The 17,056-nt window shown below is 61.9% G+C and carries 16 protein-coding genes; 6 read left to right on the plus strand and 10 right to left on the minus strand.

Annotated elements, in window-relative coordinates:
• The first annotated feature begins 64 nt into the window (after positions 1–64).
• From ACSQ1W_RS13625 to ACSQ1W_RS13645, 5 genes are all read left to right on the plus strand, one after another.
• Complete coding sequence (locus ACSQ1W_RS13625; RefSeq protein WP_436044182.1) at positions 65–646, plus strand: nitroreductase family protein; 582 nt, start codon at positions 65–67, stop codon at positions 644–646.
• Entirely contained in the window at positions 639–1,547 is a 909-nt protein-coding gene (locus ACSQ1W_RS13630; protein ID WP_436044184.1) for a 5'-3' exonuclease, read from the plus strand. Before ACSQ1W_RS13625 ends, ACSQ1W_RS13630 begins: the two co-directional genes overlap by 8 nt.
• Before the next feature lie 65 nt (positions 1,548–1,612).
• Positions 1,613–2,587 (plus strand): UDP-glucose 4-epimerase GalE, encoded by a 975-nt coding sequence (gene galE / locus ACSQ1W_RS13635; protein ID WP_436044186.1) that lies wholly within the window; start codon positions 1,613–1,615, stop codon positions 2,585–2,587.
• A gap of 35 nt (positions 2,588–2,622) precedes the next feature.
• Positions 2,623–3,369 (plus strand): class I SAM-dependent methyltransferase, encoded by a 747-nt coding sequence (locus ACSQ1W_RS13640; protein WP_436044188.1) that lies wholly within the window; start codon positions 2,623–2,625, stop codon positions 3,367–3,369.
• A gap of 151 nt (positions 3,370–3,520) precedes the next feature.
• Positions 3,521–4,987: a tetratricopeptide repeat protein gene (locus ACSQ1W_RS13645; RefSeq protein ID WP_436044190.1), complete on the plus strand. Its 1,467-nt coding sequence runs from the start codon at positions 3,521–3,523 to the stop codon at positions 4,985–4,987.
• Here ACSQ1W_RS13645 and ACSQ1W_RS13650 read toward each other — a convergent pair.
• Genes ACSQ1W_RS13650 through ACSQ1W_RS13685 form a run of 8 tightly spaced genes read right to left on the minus strand, consistent with a single transcriptional unit; the run spans position 4,953 to position 14,824 of the window.
• Positions 4,953–5,759, minus strand: coding sequence for a polysaccharide pyruvyl transferase family protein (locus ACSQ1W_RS13650; protein WP_436044192.1), 807 nt, complete (start codon positions 5,757–5,759; stop codon positions 4,953–4,955). The genes ACSQ1W_RS13645 and ACSQ1W_RS13650 overlap by 35 nt on opposite strands.
• On the minus strand, positions 5,760–6,623 hold the full coding sequence (locus ACSQ1W_RS13655; protein ID WP_436044194.1) for a beta-1,6-N-acetylglucosaminyltransferase: 864 nt from the start codon (positions 6,621–6,623) through the stop codon (positions 5,760–5,762).
• On the minus strand, positions 6,620–7,354 hold the full coding sequence (locus ACSQ1W_RS13660; RefSeq protein ID WP_336187898.1) for a CatB-related O-acetyltransferase: 735 nt from the start codon (positions 7,352–7,354) through the stop codon (positions 6,620–6,622). Before ACSQ1W_RS13660 ends, ACSQ1W_RS13655 begins: the two co-directional genes overlap by 4 nt.
• An 18-nt stretch (positions 7,355–7,372) precedes the next feature.
• Positions 7,373–8,671 (minus strand): glycosyltransferase family 4 protein, encoded by a 1,299-nt coding sequence (locus tag ACSQ1W_RS13665; RefSeq protein WP_436044196.1) that lies wholly within the window; start codon positions 8,669–8,671, stop codon positions 7,373–7,375.
• A complete protein-coding gene (locus tag ACSQ1W_RS13670) occupies positions 8,668–10,509 on the minus strand; it encodes a glycosyltransferase family 2 protein (RefSeq protein WP_436044198.1) in 1,842 nt (613 codons plus the stop codon). The genes ACSQ1W_RS13665 and ACSQ1W_RS13670 overlap by 4 nt, the downstream gene beginning before the upstream one ends.
• Before the next feature lie 53 nt (positions 10,510–10,562).
• Complete coding sequence (locus ACSQ1W_RS13675; RefSeq protein WP_436044200.1) at positions 10,563–11,693, minus strand: ABC transporter ATP-binding protein; 1,131 nt, start codon at positions 11,691–11,693, stop codon at positions 10,563–10,565.
• Positions 11,694–11,704: 11 nt separating this feature from the next.
• Positions 11,705–12,499 carry an ABC transporter permease gene (locus ACSQ1W_RS13680; protein WP_436044201.1) on the minus strand — a complete coding sequence of 265 codons (795 nt, stop codon included), beginning with the start codon at positions 12,497–12,499 and terminating at the stop codon, positions 11,705–11,707.
• Positions 12,500–12,517: 18 nt separating this feature from the next.
• Positions 12,518–14,824, minus strand: coding sequence for a glycosyltransferase family 2 protein (locus ACSQ1W_RS13685; protein ID WP_436044203.1), 2,307 nt, complete (start codon positions 14,822–14,824; stop codon positions 12,518–12,520).
• 220 nt (positions 14,825–15,044) lie between these two features.
• Between ACSQ1W_RS13685 and ACSQ1W_RS13690 the strand changes: the two genes are divergently transcribed.
• A complete protein-coding gene (locus ACSQ1W_RS13690) occupies positions 15,045–15,599 on the plus strand; it encodes an NUDIX hydrolase (RefSeq protein ID WP_436044205.1) in 555 nt (184 codons plus the stop codon).
• A 4-nt stretch (positions 15,600–15,603) separates the two neighbouring features.
• Here the strand turns inward: ACSQ1W_RS13690 and ACSQ1W_RS13695 are convergent, their stop codons facing one another.
• Together ACSQ1W_RS13695 and ACSQ1W_RS13700 are read right to left on the minus strand one after the other, a co-directional pair.
• Complete coding sequence (locus tag ACSQ1W_RS13695) at positions 15,604–16,014, minus strand: DUF4019 domain-containing protein (RefSeq protein ID WP_436044207.1); 411 nt, start codon at positions 16,012–16,014, stop codon at positions 15,604–15,606.
• Between the two features lie 129 nt (positions 16,015–16,143).
• Entirely contained in the window at positions 16,144–17,043 is a 900-nt protein-coding gene (locus tag ACSQ1W_RS13700) for a dienelactone hydrolase family protein (protein WP_436044209.1), read from the minus strand.
• Between the last annotated feature and the right edge of the window lie 13 nt (positions 17,044–17,056).

Genomic DNA, 17,056 nt, shown 5'->3' on the forward strand with positions numbered 1-17,056 from the left:
GCGTCCGCTGCGATTAAACTCGTGCATCGATACTGTGTACTGCATCCCACTATAAGGCGACTCGATGCCCACTGAAAGCCTGCTGCAGGCACTGGACGCGCGACGTTCCGTGCCATCGAAGCAACTGGGTGAACCCGGCCCCGATGCGGCCACGCTGGCCCGCATGCTGGCCTCTGCAGTGCGCGTGCCGGACCACGGCAAGCTGGTGCCGTTCCGTTTCATCCATATCCGCGGCGATGCACGCCACGCGCTGGGCGACCGGTTGGCCGCGCGCACGCGCGCGCTCGACCCGGATGCACCCGATGCCGCCGTGGAAAAGGACCGTGGCCGCTTCTCCAGTGCGCCCGACATCATCACGGTGGTCGCGCGCCTGACGCCCGGCCACAAGGTGCCCGAACAGGAACAGCTGCTCACTGCCGGCAGCGTCTGCTTTGCCCTGTTGCAGGCGGCGCAGGCGTGCGGCTTCGGTGCGCAGTGGCTGACCGGCTGGATGGCCTACGACGATCACGTCTCGCAGCTGCTGGGCCTTGCCGCGAACGAGAAGGTCGCTGGTTTCATCCACATCGGCACGCCGCGGCTGCAGGCGCCCGAGCGGGAACGCCCGGATCCCGCCGCCCTGCTGAGCGAGTGGACACCCGATGCCTGAGGCGCCGCACCCGCGCCCGCTCTACCTGGTCGACGCCAGCCTGTACGTCTTCCGCGCCTGGCACTCGATACCGGACGAGTTCCAGGATGCCGACGGCTGGCCCACCAACGCGGTGCACGGCTTCGCGCGCTTCCTGTTGGAACTGCTGGAGAAGGAGCGCCCCGCGCACATCGCGATCGCCTTCGACGAAGCGCTGGACAGCTGCTTCCGCAACCGCCTGTACCCGGCCTACAAGGCCAACCGCGATCCTGCGCCGGAAGAACTCCGCCGGCAGTTCACCCACTGCAAGGCGCTTTGTGCCGCGCTCGGGCTGAGCGTGCTGTCGCATGGCGAGTACGAAGCCGACGACCTGATCGGCAGCGCGCTGCATGCGGCGCGGCCGCAGGATTTCCGCGGCGTCATCGTCTCCGCCGACAAGGATCTGTCGCAGTTGCTCGGCGAGCACGACGAGCAATGGGATTTCGCGCGCGGCCAGCGCTGGGGCATGGCCGGGGTCAAGGCGCGCCTCGGCGTGGAAGCGCGGCAGATCGCCGACTACCTGGCACTGACCGGCGACGCGGTGGACAACATTCCCGGTGTCAGCGGCATCGGGGCAAAATCGGCCGCGATCCTGCTGGCGCACTTCGGCGATCTCGACACCCTGCTCTCTCGGGTGGACGAAGTGGCCTTCCTCCGCCTGCGTGGCGCCGCGACCCTGGCCACGCGCCTGCGCGAACAACGCGAGCACGCCCTGCTCTGGCGCCAGCTCACCACCATCGCACTGGACGCACCGCTCGGCGACATCGCCACCCAGCACGCGCGTGGACAGGCCGACGGCGACATGCTCGCCGGACTCTCCGATGCCCTGCGCTTCGGCCCGATGACGCGGCGGCGGTTGCGCGTGGCGGCCGGCCTGGAGTGAGTCGCGCCCTGCCTTCGCCTTGTGCGGCGGATACAATGCCGGCTCGGCTCTCAAGGAAGAACTCGATGCATTTGCTTGTTTGTGGCGGCGCCGGTTATGTCGGCTCCCATGTCGCCAAGGTGCTGGGCGCCCGCGGTCATCGCGTCACGGTCCTGGACAACCTGAGCACCGGTCACGAGCAGGCGGTCCGCTGGGGGCCGCTGATCCGGGCCGACCTCCTCGACCCCGATAGTCTCGAGGCGGCCTTCCAGGGGCAGCACTACGACGCCGTGCTCCATTTCTGCGCCCGCTCCCTGGTCGGGGAGTCGATGAGTGCGCCCTACGACTACTACGAGAACAACGTCGTGGGAACGCTGAACCTGCTGCGCGTGATGCGCCGCCACGCTGTGGGTCGCATCGTGTTCTCCTCCACGGCCGCCGTCTTCGGCAATCCGGTCAGCGCGCTCATTGACGAGGATCACCCCAAGGCGCCGATCAATCCGTACGGGGCCAGCAAGCTGATGGTCGAGCGCATCCTGGCGGATGCGGCGCAGGCCTATGGATTGCGCTCGGTGTGCCTGCGCTATTTCAACGCGGCCGGGGCGTCCGCTGCGGACGGCATCGGCGAGTCCCATGAACCCGAAACGCACCTGATCCCCAACCTGCTGCGCGCGTTGATCAATCCTGCGGCGCCGTTGAAGGTGTTCGGGCAGGACTACCCGACACCGGATGGCACCTGCGTGCGGGACTACGTGCACGTGCTTGATCTGGCGGATGCGCACGTGCGGGCGCTGGACTACATGACGGACACGCCGGGTGCGCACGCCTTCAATCTGGGCAACGGCACGGGCTTCAGTGTCATGCAGGTGATCCGTGCGGCCGAACAGGTCACCGGGTTGCCGGTGCCGTTCGAGGCCGCGCCACGTCGTGCCGGTGATCCGCCCGTGCTCGTGGCGGCAAGCCGGCGGGCGCGCGAGGTATTGGGGTGGGCGCCGACCTTTACCGACATCGAAGCCGTGCTGCGCAGCGCCTGGGATTGGCACCGCGCTCCGGCATTCTGAGTGGGCCACGCGCCCTGTACGCAAGAGGATCCACGATGAAGCTTCCGCATTTCCTGTCCAGCTACCTGAAGCACAGCAAGGACCTGATGGACTCGCACGACGAGGGCGAGGCGATGTCGCTGGCGGTGGGGGGCGACTACGAGGCCGTGGGGATGCTGGAGTTCCAGTTGCTCAAGCATCTGGGGCTGCGACCGGAGCACACGGTCGTGGACGTGGGCTGCGGCAGCGGGCGGCTTGCCTACCAGTTGAAGGACTATCTGACGGGGCCGTACGTCGGTATCGACGTGGTGCCGGAGCTGTTCCAGTACGCGCAACGCAAGTGCGGGCGGGACGATTGGCGCTTCTATTCAGCACCCGGCACGGTGATCCCGGAGCCGGATGCCTCGGCGGACTTCATCACGTTCTTCTCGGTGTTCACGCACCTGCAGTTCGAGGAAACCTACCGTTACCTCCAGGACGCCAAGCGGGTACTCAAGCCCGGCGGCAAGATCGTGTTCTCGTTCCTGGAGTTCCGCATCCCTTCGCACTGGAACATCTTCGAAGCCTCGCTGCAGGACACACGCCCGGACAAGGTGCTGAACCAGTTCATGGATCGGGATGGGATCCAGGCGTGGGCGCGACACTTGGGTCTGGAGGTCAACCAAATTCTGGATGGCGACAGGAACTACATACCCCTCGATCAGTTGATCCGGTGGGATGATGGTCGTGAAATGAGAAGTGAGGGTAGCTTGGGCCAGTCGGCTTGCGTCCTCGGGCTGCCCGAACTCCCTCACCATGACTAAGCTACCCAGTCCGATTGTATGCACAGGGTTCCATCGAAGTGGCACTTCGTTGGCAGCGCAGTGGCTTCACAAGACAGGCTTCGACCTCGGGGCACGACTCGTACCCCCTCACCCATCCAACCCCGACGGACACTTCGAAGATGAAGATGTGGTGGCTCTACACGACCGATGGCTGGCTCGCCAATGTACCGATTGGATCCATGCTTCCAGCGAGCCGCCCGCCATCGATGAGGAACTGATATCAGATATTCAGGCCTATGCCGCTAATCGCACGAAAGAGACCGCGGCGTGGGCCATTAAGGATCCGCGTGCCACGTTATGTCTACCGGCATGGGAAACTGCCACACAACATAAAGCCCACTACCTTCTGGTCGTCAGGCATTGGACGGAGTGTGCTCAGTCCCTCCTCTTCCGCCACTCGCGCGAACTGGCCTACCACCTCCCGCGTGGTGAAGGGGCGCGCCAGCATCTCCGACTGTGGGTCCAGCCTCAGCTTGCGTACCAAGCATGGCTAAGCGCCAATCGAGCCCTACTTCATTTCGCGAGCACCAATCAGAGCTGCTCAATTGTCACCGCCGACTTTCTCCGTAGTGCGAACTGTGTCGAACTGCTGCTGAGTGACGGGCGGAAGGTTGCGCTCACTGCCAACGATAAGCCGCGAATCTTGCAGGGGCTTCTGCGCGACGCCCCAATGTCGCAGTACCACCATGCACTAGACCCTGCTCTCTTGTTAGAGCTTGATGGATTGTGGGACGAACTGACCGCGCTTACAGAACTGAAATCCCCCGCTGATCTCACTAAGCGCGACTACACCGCATTCACTTTAATCAACGAGACACATACAGCCACAACTCCCGCCAAGTCGCTGCCGGAAACTAATGCAGCACCCCGGAACGGAGACGGGACTCTAGACGTCGCAAAGATACTAGCCGACGTAGAGCAACGCCCAGTGGAAAATCGCGCCATCAAAGCATTGGCGGAAACCCACAAGCTCATGGTCGCTGGACGCTTGGAGGACGCTCTTGCCGTTGTAAAGCACGGCTTGAGCTCCACGCCTGACAGCGTCGATCTGAATATTACTTATGGCGACCTGCTGCTTCGACTGAGCCGGGCCGAGCTCGCCCTTGCCCCGTACCAACTCGCAGCGCAGACCAAGGACACTCCTGGACTTCGACTACGCTTAGTTAAGGCTTGGCTGGCGCGAGGCGAGTATCAATCCGCGCAACATGCCGCTCTGCAGCTGCTGCACGATGACCCCGGAAACCAAGAGGTGATCCATCTCGTCGGCACATGCATACTGGCAGAGTCGGGGCCAGAAGCAGCCATCGCTTGGCTAGAAACTCAAGAAGGACTGGGGCGCGCCTCACTGTTGCTTCTGGCGAAACTCTTGTTTCCCGTGGACTACATCAGAGCGAATCAAGTCTACCTACAAGCAGTGATCGCCACCATTTCGAAGGAAAATCTCGAGTCCTGGCGGGACGAAATATTAAGCCAAGTGACCGATCAGCACTCGCGCAGTCGACTTGAGTTCGCTCTTCACCGGCACTGGGATGCGCTGCAAGGCCTGCCCGCCCCCCAACCCATCAAGATTCCATCAGCCGGACAGAAGACAACCTGAAACCAGCCATCTCCATGACGGCCGAATTCTTACCATAGTTGTTGTCGTACAAGTGAACTTCGATTCCAAGCAGTCCCGCCCCCACGGCTACATGTAATCGGTCTGTCCGTACAAGCCTGGCGGGGGCGAGGGCCGTCAGGAAACACGCGGCATTGGCCATGATGCTTTGAGTCGAATTGAGCTTGGGATAGTAGATCGCGGATAGATCCACCCAACTTTTCACACCTTTAGGTCGGCGTCCCGCCTCACCATCTCCGCGAAATATGTCTAGCACCAAAGAGGATCGCTCTCCAATCGCGTCCCGGAAGCTCTTAACCGCCGCCAAGCAGTCGTCCTGAAACGATAAGCCGAATGCCATATCGCAAGCGCCGTGCGCCTCTACACCCGGCATACCGGACAAGTACTCTAACGACAATGCGTCCCTGCAGAACACCGTCATGCCAGAGCTAGCACGCCAGAAATCCTCGTGACCCCGAACAGTGTGTGGCAGCACCAGTACCGGGCGCCCCAGCGACTGAAGGAAACGCAAGCAAGCGACACCACCCTCGTACATGTCCACCAGAGCCCCGCCGCCGCCGTAAACGCATACATCTCCATCGCGGACTTGCTCTGCACCGCCGGTAAGGAACTGCCACTTGAGCCCCTTCCTATTAAACGCCTGGATCGTCGCGGCTGCGATCAGGTTGTCCCCCTGATTGCCTCCATTTGGCATATACAGGACCCTGACGTTGTCACCGTACTTTTTCTTAATGAAATCGACGGGATCTTCCATTTAGCCTCTCAGGAATTTTTCAGTGTAAAGATCAAGGAATGGGCCGTCTTGCTTCACCTTTCGGAGGAACAGGGTGCTGTCACCAAAGGCAGGAATGTCTTCGAGAGCACCGAACACGTAGGGTTTTGGCTCACGAGAAAAATCCGCATAGACAGGACAGGGTTCCGAAGGCTGTGCTGCGCCCGAATGCATTGCGGCCAGAGTGTGGAAATAGATCTCATCCGGAATTGCAGAGAATCTAAAAGACTCGATCAGCCAATCATTGTTGTCATACTGCTCAAGGCAGAATTCGGCGACATCCCGCGGCAGACACCACCACTGCGGGCCCGCAAAGATCTGCACTGGAAATTTTCCACGCCGACGCAGGACCTGGAGCTCATTCACGAATGCCAATGAGCCCTCGTCGATGTACCGGCTTTCCGCCGGCAACCATCGAGGCGTAGTGAACGACGAATCGAAGTGGAAATAGTTAGCATACCTCGCGTGGGGCTCACTTCCTGGCAAGCAGACGTGCGAAGTCATTCTGATGCCTGCACTCGATATGCGGCGATAAAGATCATTCCCAGGCAGCGTAGGGATCGCATCGTCAGACACCAGCAAGAAGTGGGTGTTCTCCGGGCGCTGCAGGGCGCATCGCAGTAGAGACAAGGTAGCCTGAACCATGCTGAAGCCCCCCCAAAAAACGGAACGGCGGTCTGGCACGAAGCTGACGTTTCGCGACTGGCTAAGCGGGGCATAACCGTCTAGCGCCGCCTTTCTGTCCACGTGCAGATAAACCTCAAACTGCTCGGGGTCCAATAGCGGCACGTATCGCTCCAACGCACTCGTACAAGAATGCGCCAAAACCATGATCGCTACGCTCACGACCGGGCCTCCGCCTCGATGGGTCTGATTTCACCCTGATCGATCATATATCGCTCCAAGATCAACGGCGCCAATTCACCTGCTGTCAACGCCGCTTCAATTCGACCAAGCGACTCCTCGACACAGGAAAAATCAAGCCCCGCAAGTCCAAATACATTGTATTTCCACCACTGGACTGCCTCGAATCGCTTGATGATGGACTCGTTGAATCTGTACTTTTTAATTTTCGCGGGAACCCCCGCGACGATCGCATACGGCGGTACATCATCTATGACTACTGCCCCCGCAGCGATGATCGCGCCATCGCCTACGGTCACACCCGACCGGACAATCACGTTCTTGCCGATCCAGACATCATTTCCAATAGTTACTACAGCGTTAGACGTGAAGCCCTTTTCTGGCGGCAGATTCTCGTAACCGCGCGCGCTGAGCCAGGCAGACCAGCCATGTACATCGCGCACGTACTGCATCATGGAAGTTGAAAGCCAGCTGGTCGGATGCTGATCGGATGCGATATCCACCCCGGGGGCGATCGAGCAGAACCTGCCGATTCTGCAGACACCAAGCTTTCCACCGTAGATGCCAGTGAATGCGCCCACCTGAATCAGGTTGAGTGGCGCCAGCTCGGCCTGAATGACTAGCGGCGCCTCGAACCAACTTCTTGGATCGAGGCGCGGTGGCGCCTTCGAAAACGTCAGCCCTGCGCTGGCAGGCGTCGCATTGGAAATCATTGAAGCGCTCCTTGATGCTTAGCGCAGTTCTGGAACGCCTAAGCCTGGCGCACCACTCCACAGCACGTTCAGATGCTGCGTCGAACACTCAGCCTGCGATGCGGGGGAATGAACACCTTGGCGGCAAATTGACCATTGCTCGACACTGCTGGCACGCACCAAAGATCTCGCCCACGCATCGGCATTGGCCACCGGCACATGAAGGCCGTTGACCCCATCGACGACTTTCTCTTCCATACCACCGATGTTGCTCACCAACAGAGGTCGACCATAGAGAAATGCCTCCTGGATCACCATCGGCGAGTTCTCCCACCAGACGGACGGCACCACCACCCAGTCGATGTTGGCCATGCGGCTGGCGATCTCATGCGGCTGGTAGGGCCCCACCCACTGGACCACGCCCTCCTTGATCAACGGATCCACCAATTCCTTGATCTTGTCCCTGAACTCGCCGCTCTGCGTCTCCAGATTGGCGCCATGCACTTCCAGCACGATCTGCTTGCGCTCGGACTTGCGCATCTGCGCCAGCGCACGCAGCAGCACATCCAGACCCTTGAACGGATTGATCTGCCCGAAATAGCCGAACCGGTTGCGGGTCTCCCCTTCGGCCAGCGGTCGCGGCGGTAGCGGCTGGACGTCATCCTGACCGTTCTCGATCACCACGATCTTGTCGGCCGGGATACCCCACGCGATGTAACGCTGGCGCAGGAACTCGGACGGCGACACGAACTGGTCAACGTAGGCGAAGTGGCTCTGGATGAAATCCTTGCGACGCCAGAAGTCCTGCACCGAGTATTGTGGGAAGCACAGACGGCAATCGTCGTACGACTCTCGACTGCAGAGCCGGCCATTGGTCTTGATCATCTGCCCCTGATTGTTGCAGATCGCCATGTACTCATGCAGCGTCAACACAAGTTTGATGCTCGGGTCGAACTCCTTGATCAGACGCAGAAACTCCACACCCAGATGCGCGTAGTGGTGCGTGTGCACGACATTGGGACGCAGTGCGCGCAGCAAGTCGAGGAAGCCATTTACCAGCGACCGGCGGTGCTGCGCCTTGAGCATGGTCCAATCGCCGATGCTCTGCTCCCACAGGTACTCGTTGGCACGCCTTGGCGTAATCGCGCCATTAGCGCCACGACCACGATCTGCGCTGGCCAGAAACCATGCCTCTTCCACATCAGCGCTGTCGCGATAGGCCTTATACAGGTTGTAGGCAGCGATCTCGCCGCCCCCGAGGCTGAAATCCGGGTGGCGATGCGACATCACCAATATGCGTGGCTTGTTGGACATCGGTAACGTCTCGACTGCGTTCACGGGGCGGCTTCCATTGATGATTCGATCTGCTCGCGCCAGCGTGACTGATGCCGCAGTGCGTTCCATAGCGTGACCCTTCCGCGGAAATCCTGGCTACCAAGCGCGGTCATCGACTGCCGCTCGAGGTGTATCAATTCAACCTCGGGCAGGTAAGCGGAAGAAAGACCCTCCGCCCTCAATTTCAGACAGAAGTCGGAGTCCTCGAAATCGCCGATCAGGTATCCAGTATCCCAGCCGCCGATACGATCGAAATCTTCTCGTCTCACCAGCAGGCATGCACCGGTGACCGCTGGCACTTCGATGATACCGGTGCGCCGATCCAATGATGGATCCAGCCCCATCATTGGGTGCTCGTTGATGAAGACGTCGTGTTCCGGCAACCAGGCAAAGCGCATACCCGCGTGTTGGATACCGCCATCGGCAAAGAGTAGCCGCGGCCCCACAGCGCCGACATCGGTCCGTGCGTCCAGCACCTCCATCATGCGCGGGAGCCAACCTGGACCACGGGGAAAGACATCGCTGTTGAGGAACAACAGGCGCTTGCCCTTTGCATGTTCCGCGCCGAGATTGTTGGCACCGGAGAAGCCGCGATTGACGCCCCCCCAAACCCAAGTAAACGGTACCCGGTACAAGGCGTAGAGTTCTTCCGCCATCTGGCGGAAGCCGGGGACGATACCGGGATCGTCCAGGACATAGATCAGTTGCGCGTTCTCCCGGAGCCAGCCATCCCGTACCCAAGCCAACATCTGACTCTCGACGAAATCCACGCGGCCATACAGTGGTACGACAATGCTGACCTCTGGGGAGACCGGGGTAGTCCCGCATTCGCGCAACGAGACGGGATAGTCGTTCCACTGCGTTCGTGAACGTTCGATCATCCCAGACACCAGAGGCGCATCGAGCTTCTCGACACGCTGCGCCCAATCCTCCCCCCCCGCTCCGACACCGAACAACCAGCGAGCGAACGTCGCAGGATCCTCGCTCAGCGGGCTGAGCCCTGCTTCGGATAGCAGGTGTACGCCCTGCTCGGACAGTGCCTTGATCCGGAAGACCGTGGGTGCGCCGGAAACCGCCGCGTGGAAGATAAAGCCAGACATGCGGGCAGATGCACCGAACAACGCGCCGAACAACTGGTGCACGTCATTACGTACCAGCCGATAAGACCCCTCCAGTTCGTAGGTATTTCCCGCGTCGTCCTCACCCCAAACCTGCGTACCTGGCTTGGTGGCCAACCAACCGACCACTACGACCTGCCCTGTTCCGCGAATGATGTGCGCAGCTTCAACATGCGCCTTGGCGTCCAGGCATTCCGTGTTCGCCGCAGGGAAACGGGTGATCGCGTCTCGCCATTCGGGCGTATGCGGCGCCATGGCGCTGGTCAGCAGACCCGCTGAAGGCCCCAACATGCCCGAGTCTCCCGCAGTCAGCTCGCTTGCAGGCCTCAGAACGAGTGGCTGACTGCCCGCTCGGCCACTATTCACAGCCCACGACAGACCGATGGAAGCGCCTGCTGCGGCTTCCGCGATCAGCACGAAGCCCGTCTGGGCGTCCTTAGGCAGGCTCAAATGCGTGGCTACATCTTGCCTACTGAAACGGGTCTCGCTGGTGGACACGGTTCGGCCATCCGCCTGCAGCGCGAACTGGACAGGACCCGTGCTCCAACCGCCGACGAGCACTCGCCCCGCGAGACGGACGGCGACATCCACTTTGATGCGGACCGGCGTTCCGCCTGACTCGTCAGGCAGTTCAAGAGGTACCTGCTGGACATCGACAGAGGGGACACCCAAGGTGCTCGCCACCTTCGACAGCAGGGCCTTTCGTCCCAATGGATTTTTCATGACGATCTGTAGCACTCCGTTGGCTGGCAATGGCGACTGTGGCGCCGCTTGGCTTATTCGGTTTCGACGATACTGGCTCGGACCAGCGATAGCGGTGTGCCCAGGCGGGACACATTACGCCCCACGCTCACGCGAAGCTCTTCGACAAGCTCACGCGCAGCGACTGGCTGCTCCAGTGCCAGGGCGAGCCGGAATCCGTACTTGCCTCCTCGCTTGCCGAGATAGTCGTTGACGTCGTCTCGTTGCACACGCTCGAAGGACTCGAGCAGGTGCTTCTGGCCGGCGAACTCCAGGCACACAACTGCCGCTTCACGCCCTTGATCGTCCATCGCCCACCCGACCACCTCCAGGCTGTCCGAGGTGGCGCGGACGCGCTCCACGACACCCTGCGTGCTTCCGAACAGCACGGGATCGGATTTCATGGCTGCATCGCGCTCCTCCGAGGAGGCCTGCGAGACGATGTCACGGTAAGCCTCAAGGGCATCCGCCGTGGCGCCGAAGAAATGCATACGCCCCTTATCCAACACGAGCGCCTTGTTGCAGGTGTCGCGCAGGAGACTGGTGCTGTGGCTTGCGAGGACCACAATGCGGCTACCCTCGAAGCGATCCTTCATGCGCTTACGTGCACGCGCGACGAACGCAGCATCACCCGTGGACAGCCATTCGTCCATCAGCAGAATATCGGGCTGCACGGCGGTGGTGATGGCAAAGCCCAAGCGCATGCGCTGACCGCTGGACAGCGTATACAGCGGGTACTCGGCGCGATCGGTCAGTCCTGCGAACTCCAGAATGTCAGACGCGATGGCCTTCAACTGACGATAGCGAAGCCCCATCGCGGTGCCACGAAGGAATATGTTCTCGGCTACCGAAGCGTACTCCGCAAAACCGAGCAAAGGGTTGAGCAGCGACTGCCTGGCACCTTCAGTGCGCACTACGCCTGCGGTGGGCGTATAGGCGCCGTTGAGCACTCTGAGCAGCGTCGTCTTGCCGGCGCCATTCAAGCCCATGATGCCGATGCGATCGCCGTCGACAGCTTCGAAATTGATGCCGGATAGGATCGTAGTCCTGTAGCGCACGGAGCCCGACAAGGTGGCGAGAAGGTCGCTGTAGCCTTTGCGTCCGGTCTTATGGACCTCGGTTGGCAACTCGAGCGATACGTTGTAGGCACGCAACATTGCAGTCATGACAGTCTCCCTCACAGCCAGGCCGGCATGCGCTTGGCCAGCCGCCCGTAAACCACCATAGCCGCAACAACTCCAACCAAGGTCATCGCGCCCAGATAGGCATACGTCATGGGCTCAATGGCCTCTCCCAGCACCGGACCACGCACGACCGCGAGCATGTGGTGGAAGGGATTGGCCCGCATCAGCATGCCGTGGGCTGTATCGTCGGGAGCGTCCTTGGCATACCAGACGATCGGCGTGATAAGGAACAACGCCAGCATTACGCTGCTGAAGAACTGGTTGATATCGGGAAACCGTGCGCCGATGAATGCGAGCAGCACTCCGTAAACAAACAAATTGACCAGCACAACGATGAATCCGAGCAGCGCGCCGAGCATGCCGAGCGGCATCACAGGGGCATCACCGACCAGGACGATCACAAGCAACGGAACGGCAAACAAGAAATAGATGACCGCGCGCGCGAGCGGACGGAGGATGTAGTCGGTCAGCCTTAGATGCCCCTCATAGATGTAGGGCAAATAGGCGTTGAAGTTCGAGCCCGCTTCCATGATCACGGTGGACATCAGCCTGAACAAAATGAAGCCGAAACCCATATGCGCCAGAAATCCGGTCTCCTCGGGCGTCGTCCCCCGGATCGCACGAAAGAAGAGACCCAGACCCCAGATGTAAACGATCGGCGGAAAGAAGATCCAGAACAGTCCTAGCGCGTTCTTGCGGTACTTGGTGATCACGTCCAACCAACTGGCGTACAGCCAATGGTCGGGCTTGCGGAAACTCTCGGCGAGATGCCGGAAAAGAAGACTCATCGTGCGGTACCTGGAACTTCAGTGTCGGAGAGATACGCCGGCGACGCGCAGCTTGGGCGAGCGTGGCGGGAAGGCCAGGCCGTAGTCGCCCTGGTCCAGCGTGAGGTTGGGGTTGTAGGCGGCGTCGTCGTGCAGCTGGTCGCCCCAGCGCCATTTCATGGCATGCACTTCCGCGGCAAAGCGTGCCTGCTTCTCGGGCGAGTCCTCGCTGCCGCGGCTCGCCGATTCGTGATGGTAAAGCTCGGCGTACGGGGTCCATACGTTGCGGTAGCCGGCTTGCAGCAGGCGCAAGCAGAAGTCGATGTCGTTGAAGGCGACGGGCAAGGCTTCGTCGAACCCTCCCACTTCCTCGAAGACCTCCTTCCTCACCACCATGCAGGCCGCCGTCACGGCACTCATGTTCTGTGCGACCCATGCACGCGCCATGTATCCCGGTGCGCCGCGCACCATCCTGGTATAGACATGGCCCGCGACGCCCCCCAACCCCAGCACGACGCCTGCATGCTGGATGGTGTCATCCGGGTAATAGAGCATCGCGCCGATCGCACCCGCATCGCGCTGCGCGGCGCGTCCCACCAGCTCATGCAGCCAGGAACGACTGATGACTTCGGTGTCGTTGTTCAACAGACACAGCACGTCGCCTGCGGCGTGCCGGACGCCCTGGTTGACGATCGCCGAGAAATTGAAGGGGATCGGGTAGTCCAGCACACGAACGCAAGGCGTTTCGCGCAGCTCCCGCAGCAACGAGCGCGCGTCGGGCTCCAGGCTGCCGTTGTCCACCACGATGACTTCGAAGTCGGGGTAGTCGGTCTTGTCCAGTACGCTTCGAACACACAGGGAGAGCAGGTCCGCACGGTCTTTCGTGGGGATGATGATGCTGACCTTTGGCGCGGCTGCAGGCAGTGCCAGCAGGGTGCGGTAGCAACCGGGGTTTACTATCTCCACAGCGCCGTCCCGCCGGATGCGCTGCAAATGCTCGCTCACCGCGCGCCGTCCAGCCTCCGAGGCGTAGCTCTTCTGGTCTCCGCCGAGCGCTGTCGATCCTTCGATGGCGCGCCAGTGGTACAGCACCCGGGGGATATGGCAGATCTGTTCGGGAAGAAGCACCTCTGTGCATCTGAGAACCAGGTCGTGGTCCTGGGAACCCTCGAAGCCCGCGCGCAACAGGCCAACCTGCGCGAGCAGACTGGTCTCCACCACCATCAGGTGACAGATGTAGTTCTGGGAGCGGAGCAGTTCCGGATTCCAGCCTGGCTTGAAATGTGGCTCGAAGCGGCGACCCGCCGCATCGATCTTGTCCTCGTCGCTATAAAGCAGCCTGGCGTGCGGGTGCTCGGCGAGTGCCACCACGACCTGGTGAAGCGCATCCGCGCTCAGTTCATCGTCATGATCAAGGAATGCCACATGGCTGCCGGAAGCCAAGGCAAGCGCGCTATTGGTGGCCTCGCTGATATGGCCGTTCTGTTCGCGCACGACCACCTTGATCCGCACATCCTCTCTCGCGTAGGCGGCAAGACACTCGGCAACCCGCGCATCGGGCGAAGCGTCGTCTGCAATGCAGAGTTCCCAGTTCTGGTAGGTCTGCCCACGAACGCTGTCGATGCACCGCTTGAGGAAGTTCAACGGCGTGTTGTAGACGGGAAGCACCACCGAAATCAGGGGGCCACTCGTAAACTGGCGCGCATTGACACGCGCCTGCTCCAGTCCGCTTCCTTTGAGAGGGTCGAAATGGTCCAGCCACTGCAGGTAGCCGCCTGACGCATGGCGCGATGCGCCGTAGTAGCGGTGCACCAGTTGATCGACAGCAGGGCTCAAGCCCTGTCGCCTGACATCCTTGAGAAACAACCCGAGGCGGGTCAGGAACGCCATCGACGGACGAACCTGATCTTCACGGGACTCGCCAGCGTCTTGAGCGCCCTGCAAGAGCATCCAGAGCGCACGCGGGCGGGTAATGCGGCGGAACTTCATAGCGCCGATCAGGAAGCGGGCGGGCCTGATGCTCGGATCAAACCTGAGTGCACGCAGAGGTCGGCTGATCAGGACCAGTCCCCTGATGTCACCCTGTGCATCCGGCTGCGGCAAAGGAATGCGTGTCGCTTCACTGCAGCCGCCACCGTAGTCGGGATACAGGCAGGGGCGCTGTATGTCGCCCCCCTTTATCTGCAGGCGAATGTCCATCACGTACCAGCCCGGCGCCAGCGCATGGATGCCGCGGTCGGGATCCACCCTGAACTGTGGGTCGTCCCCTTCGGCCACGTACTCTGTCGCCTCGGATGACACCGCGTGGGCCGCAAGTTGCAGCAGAGGAGTCAGACGGGCACTCACAGGTGCTATCCAGGAAGATCGCCAAAAACGCAAAGACATGATTCTTGCGGGCCGACCGTCAATGGCGCCCCGTGCTCCCCGGAAGTGCGGGGCATCCTCCCCGACGGTGAAGTGTAACAATGTTTACCGAAGGTTCGTCATACAACGACCCTGTAGGACAGATCCGTGCTTCGACCTGTGACCTTTCCATATAATTAACAAATGTGAAGGAGCCTTGCGCATGACTGAGCTGGACCAGCAACCCGCCCGTATCGTCTGGCAAGGCAAGTACCAGCGGATGATGGTCCGCGGCACATGGGAGTACGTCGAGCGCGCGCACGCGGGCGGCCTGGCGGCGATCATCATCGCGGTGACACCGGACGACAACGTACTGTTCGTCGAACAGTTCCGCGTGCCGCTGCAGGCGCGCACCATCGAGATGCCGGCCGGCCTGGTGGGCGATATCCACGCTGGCGAGTCGATCGAGGTGTCCGCGATCCGCGAACTGGAGGAGGAAACCGGCTGGACCGCCGACCATGCGGAAGTGCTGATGATCGGCCCCACGTCGTCCGGCAGCAGCAGCGAGAAGATCGCCTTTGTCCGTGCTACCGGTCTGCGCAAGGTCGGTGATGGCGGCGGCGATAGCGATGAAGACATCACCGTGCACACGATTCCCCGAATGCGTGCCGCCGCGTGGCTGGCGCAGAAGATGGGCGAAGGCTACGAACTGGATGCCAAACTATGGGCCGGGCTGTGGATGATCGACCACACCCTCGACGGCACGCCTCGCGACTGAACCCTCAAGCCGCCTTGACGCCATAACCCGCCAGGCGCCATACGCCCTGCTCTTCGTGCCGCAGCGTCACCACTTCGCGATGCGGCGCATCGGTCGCGCCGAACGACACCATGAACTCGAGCCGTGCGTACGTGCCCGGCAGCCAGCGCACCTGCATCTCCGGCTGATCGACCCTGATGGCCGTCCAGCGCCGGCCCGTGCCGCGGCCCAGCACGCCGTGGCGATGGGTGAGCGAGTCGATGAAGGCGTCGCGCGGCATGGATTGCCGCACCGCCTTCGATGCCGCGTCCCACAGCACATCGTGCTGCCCCTGCTCGATGGCCTTGATGAAGCGCATCGCCGCCATGCCCAGCCGCGTGATGTCGACGTCTTCCAGCCCCACCGTGCCCGCACCCGCCTGCATTGCATCCGTCATCGCCGCACTCGCCTCATCGTCTGGTCGCCGCCACGCACCCAGGGCGTGGCATCCACCCGACTTGTTCGCATGCATGCGCATCGACCGGACAGCTCGGCCCGGGCACCGATGTCGCGCTGTGACGTGCCGCTAGTTTCCGGTCAGGTGCTGGCGGAAGAAGGCGAGCGTGCGCTGCCACGACAGTTCCGCCGCTGCCTGGTCGTAGCGCGGGGTGGTGTCGTTGTGGAAGCCATGGTTCACGCCCGGGTAGACATACGCCGTGTAGGCGACGCCCGCCGCCTTCAAGTGCTGCTCATAGGCCGGCCAGCCGGCGTTGACGCGCGTGTCCAGTTCGGCGAACTGCAGCAGCAGCGGCGCCCTGATGCGTGCCGCCTCTTCCGCGGTCGGCTGGCCACCGTAATACGGCACGCCGGCGTCGACGGACTCGGGCAACCGTGAGGCGAGCAGGTTGGTTACCAGCCCGCCAAAGCAGAAGCCCACCACCCCAAGCTTGCCGTTGTTGCGCGGCAATGCGTGCGCAAAGCGCGCGGCGGCTTCCAGATCGGCCAACACCTTGTCGCGATCCAGTTTCGCCTGCATCGCGCGACCGGCGTCGTCGTTGCCCGGATAGCCACCCAGCGGATACAGCGCATCGGGCGCGAACGCGATGAAGCCCGCCACCGCCAGCCGGCGCGCCACGTCTTCGATGTAGGGATTGAGCCCGCGGTTCTCGTGCACGACCAGCACCACCGGATACCGGCCTTCCGCGCGCGGCATCGCCAGCAGCCCGCGACCTTCGCCATGGCCCTGGGGCGCGGGGAACGTGCGGTAGACCGTGGCAATGCGCGGATCGTCCGCGGCGACCTGCGCGGCGAATGCGTACTGCGGCGTCAATGCCGCGAGCAGCGCGGCCGCCGTGGTGCCGCCCACCGCGAACTGCGCGGCACCGGACAGGAAGCCGCGCCGGTCGACGCGCCCGTGCACGTAATCGTCGTACAGGTCCAGCACGCGCTGGTCGAAGGCGGAAGCTCGCTTGCGTTGTGCGTCCATGTCCTGCGTCCTC

This window comes from Pseudoxanthomonas sp. LjRoot143 (assembly GCF_964252945.1).
Taxonomy (GTDB): domain Bacteria; phylum Pseudomonadota; class Gammaproteobacteria; order Xanthomonadales; family Xanthomonadaceae; genus Pseudoxanthomonas_A.

What these genes read in the sequence shown, in the direction of transcription:
- ACSQ1W_RS13675 (WP_436044200.1), bottom strand. Translation starts at nt 11,693, where the DNA reads ATGACTGCAATGTTGCGTGCCTACAACGTATCGCTCGAGTTGCCAACC.
- ACSQ1W_RS13660 (WP_336187898.1), bottom strand. Translation starts at nt 7,354, where the DNA reads ATGATTTCCAATGCGACGCCTGCCAGCGCAGGGCTGACGTTTTCGAAG.
- ACSQ1W_RS13695 (WP_436044207.1), bottom strand. Translation starts at nt 16,014, where the DNA reads ATGACGGATGCAATGCAGGCGGGTGCGGGCACGGTGGGGCTGGAAGAC.
- ACSQ1W_RS13690 (WP_436044205.1), top strand. Translation starts at nt 15,045, where the DNA reads ATGACTGAGCTGGACCAGCAACCCGCCCGTATCGTCTGGCAAGGCAAG.
- ACSQ1W_RS13625 (WP_436044182.1), top strand. Translation starts at nt 65, where the DNA reads ATGCCCACTGAAAGCCTGCTGCAGGCACTGGACGCGCGACGTTCCGTG.
- ACSQ1W_RS13670 (WP_436044198.1), bottom strand. Translation starts at nt 10,509, where the DNA reads ATGAAAAATCCATTGGGACGAAAGGCCCTGCTGTCGAAGGTGGCGAGC.
- galE (WP_436044186.1), top strand. Translation starts at nt 1,613, where the DNA reads ATGCATTTGCTTGTTTGTGGCGGCGCCGGTTATGTCGGCTCCCATGTC.
- ACSQ1W_RS13640 (WP_436044188.1), top strand. Translation starts at nt 2,623, where the DNA reads ATGAAGCTTCCGCATTTCCTGTCCAGCTACCTGAAGCACAGCAAGGAC.
- ACSQ1W_RS13630 (WP_436044184.1), top strand. Translation starts at nt 639, where the DNA reads ATGCCTGAGGCGCCGCACCCGCGCCCGCTCTACCTGGTCGACGCCAGC.
- ACSQ1W_RS13680 (WP_436044201.1), bottom strand. Translation starts at nt 12,499, where the DNA reads ATGAGTCTTCTTTTCCGGCATCTCGCCGAGAGTTTCCGCAAGCCCGAC.
- ACSQ1W_RS13700 (WP_436044209.1), bottom strand. Translation starts at nt 17,043, where the DNA reads ATGGACGCACAACGCAAGCGAGCTTCCGCCTTCGACCAGCGCGTGCTG.
- ACSQ1W_RS13650 (WP_436044192.1), bottom strand. Translation starts at nt 5,759, where the DNA reads ATGGAAGATCCCGTCGATTTCATTAAGAAAAAGTACGGTGACAACGTC.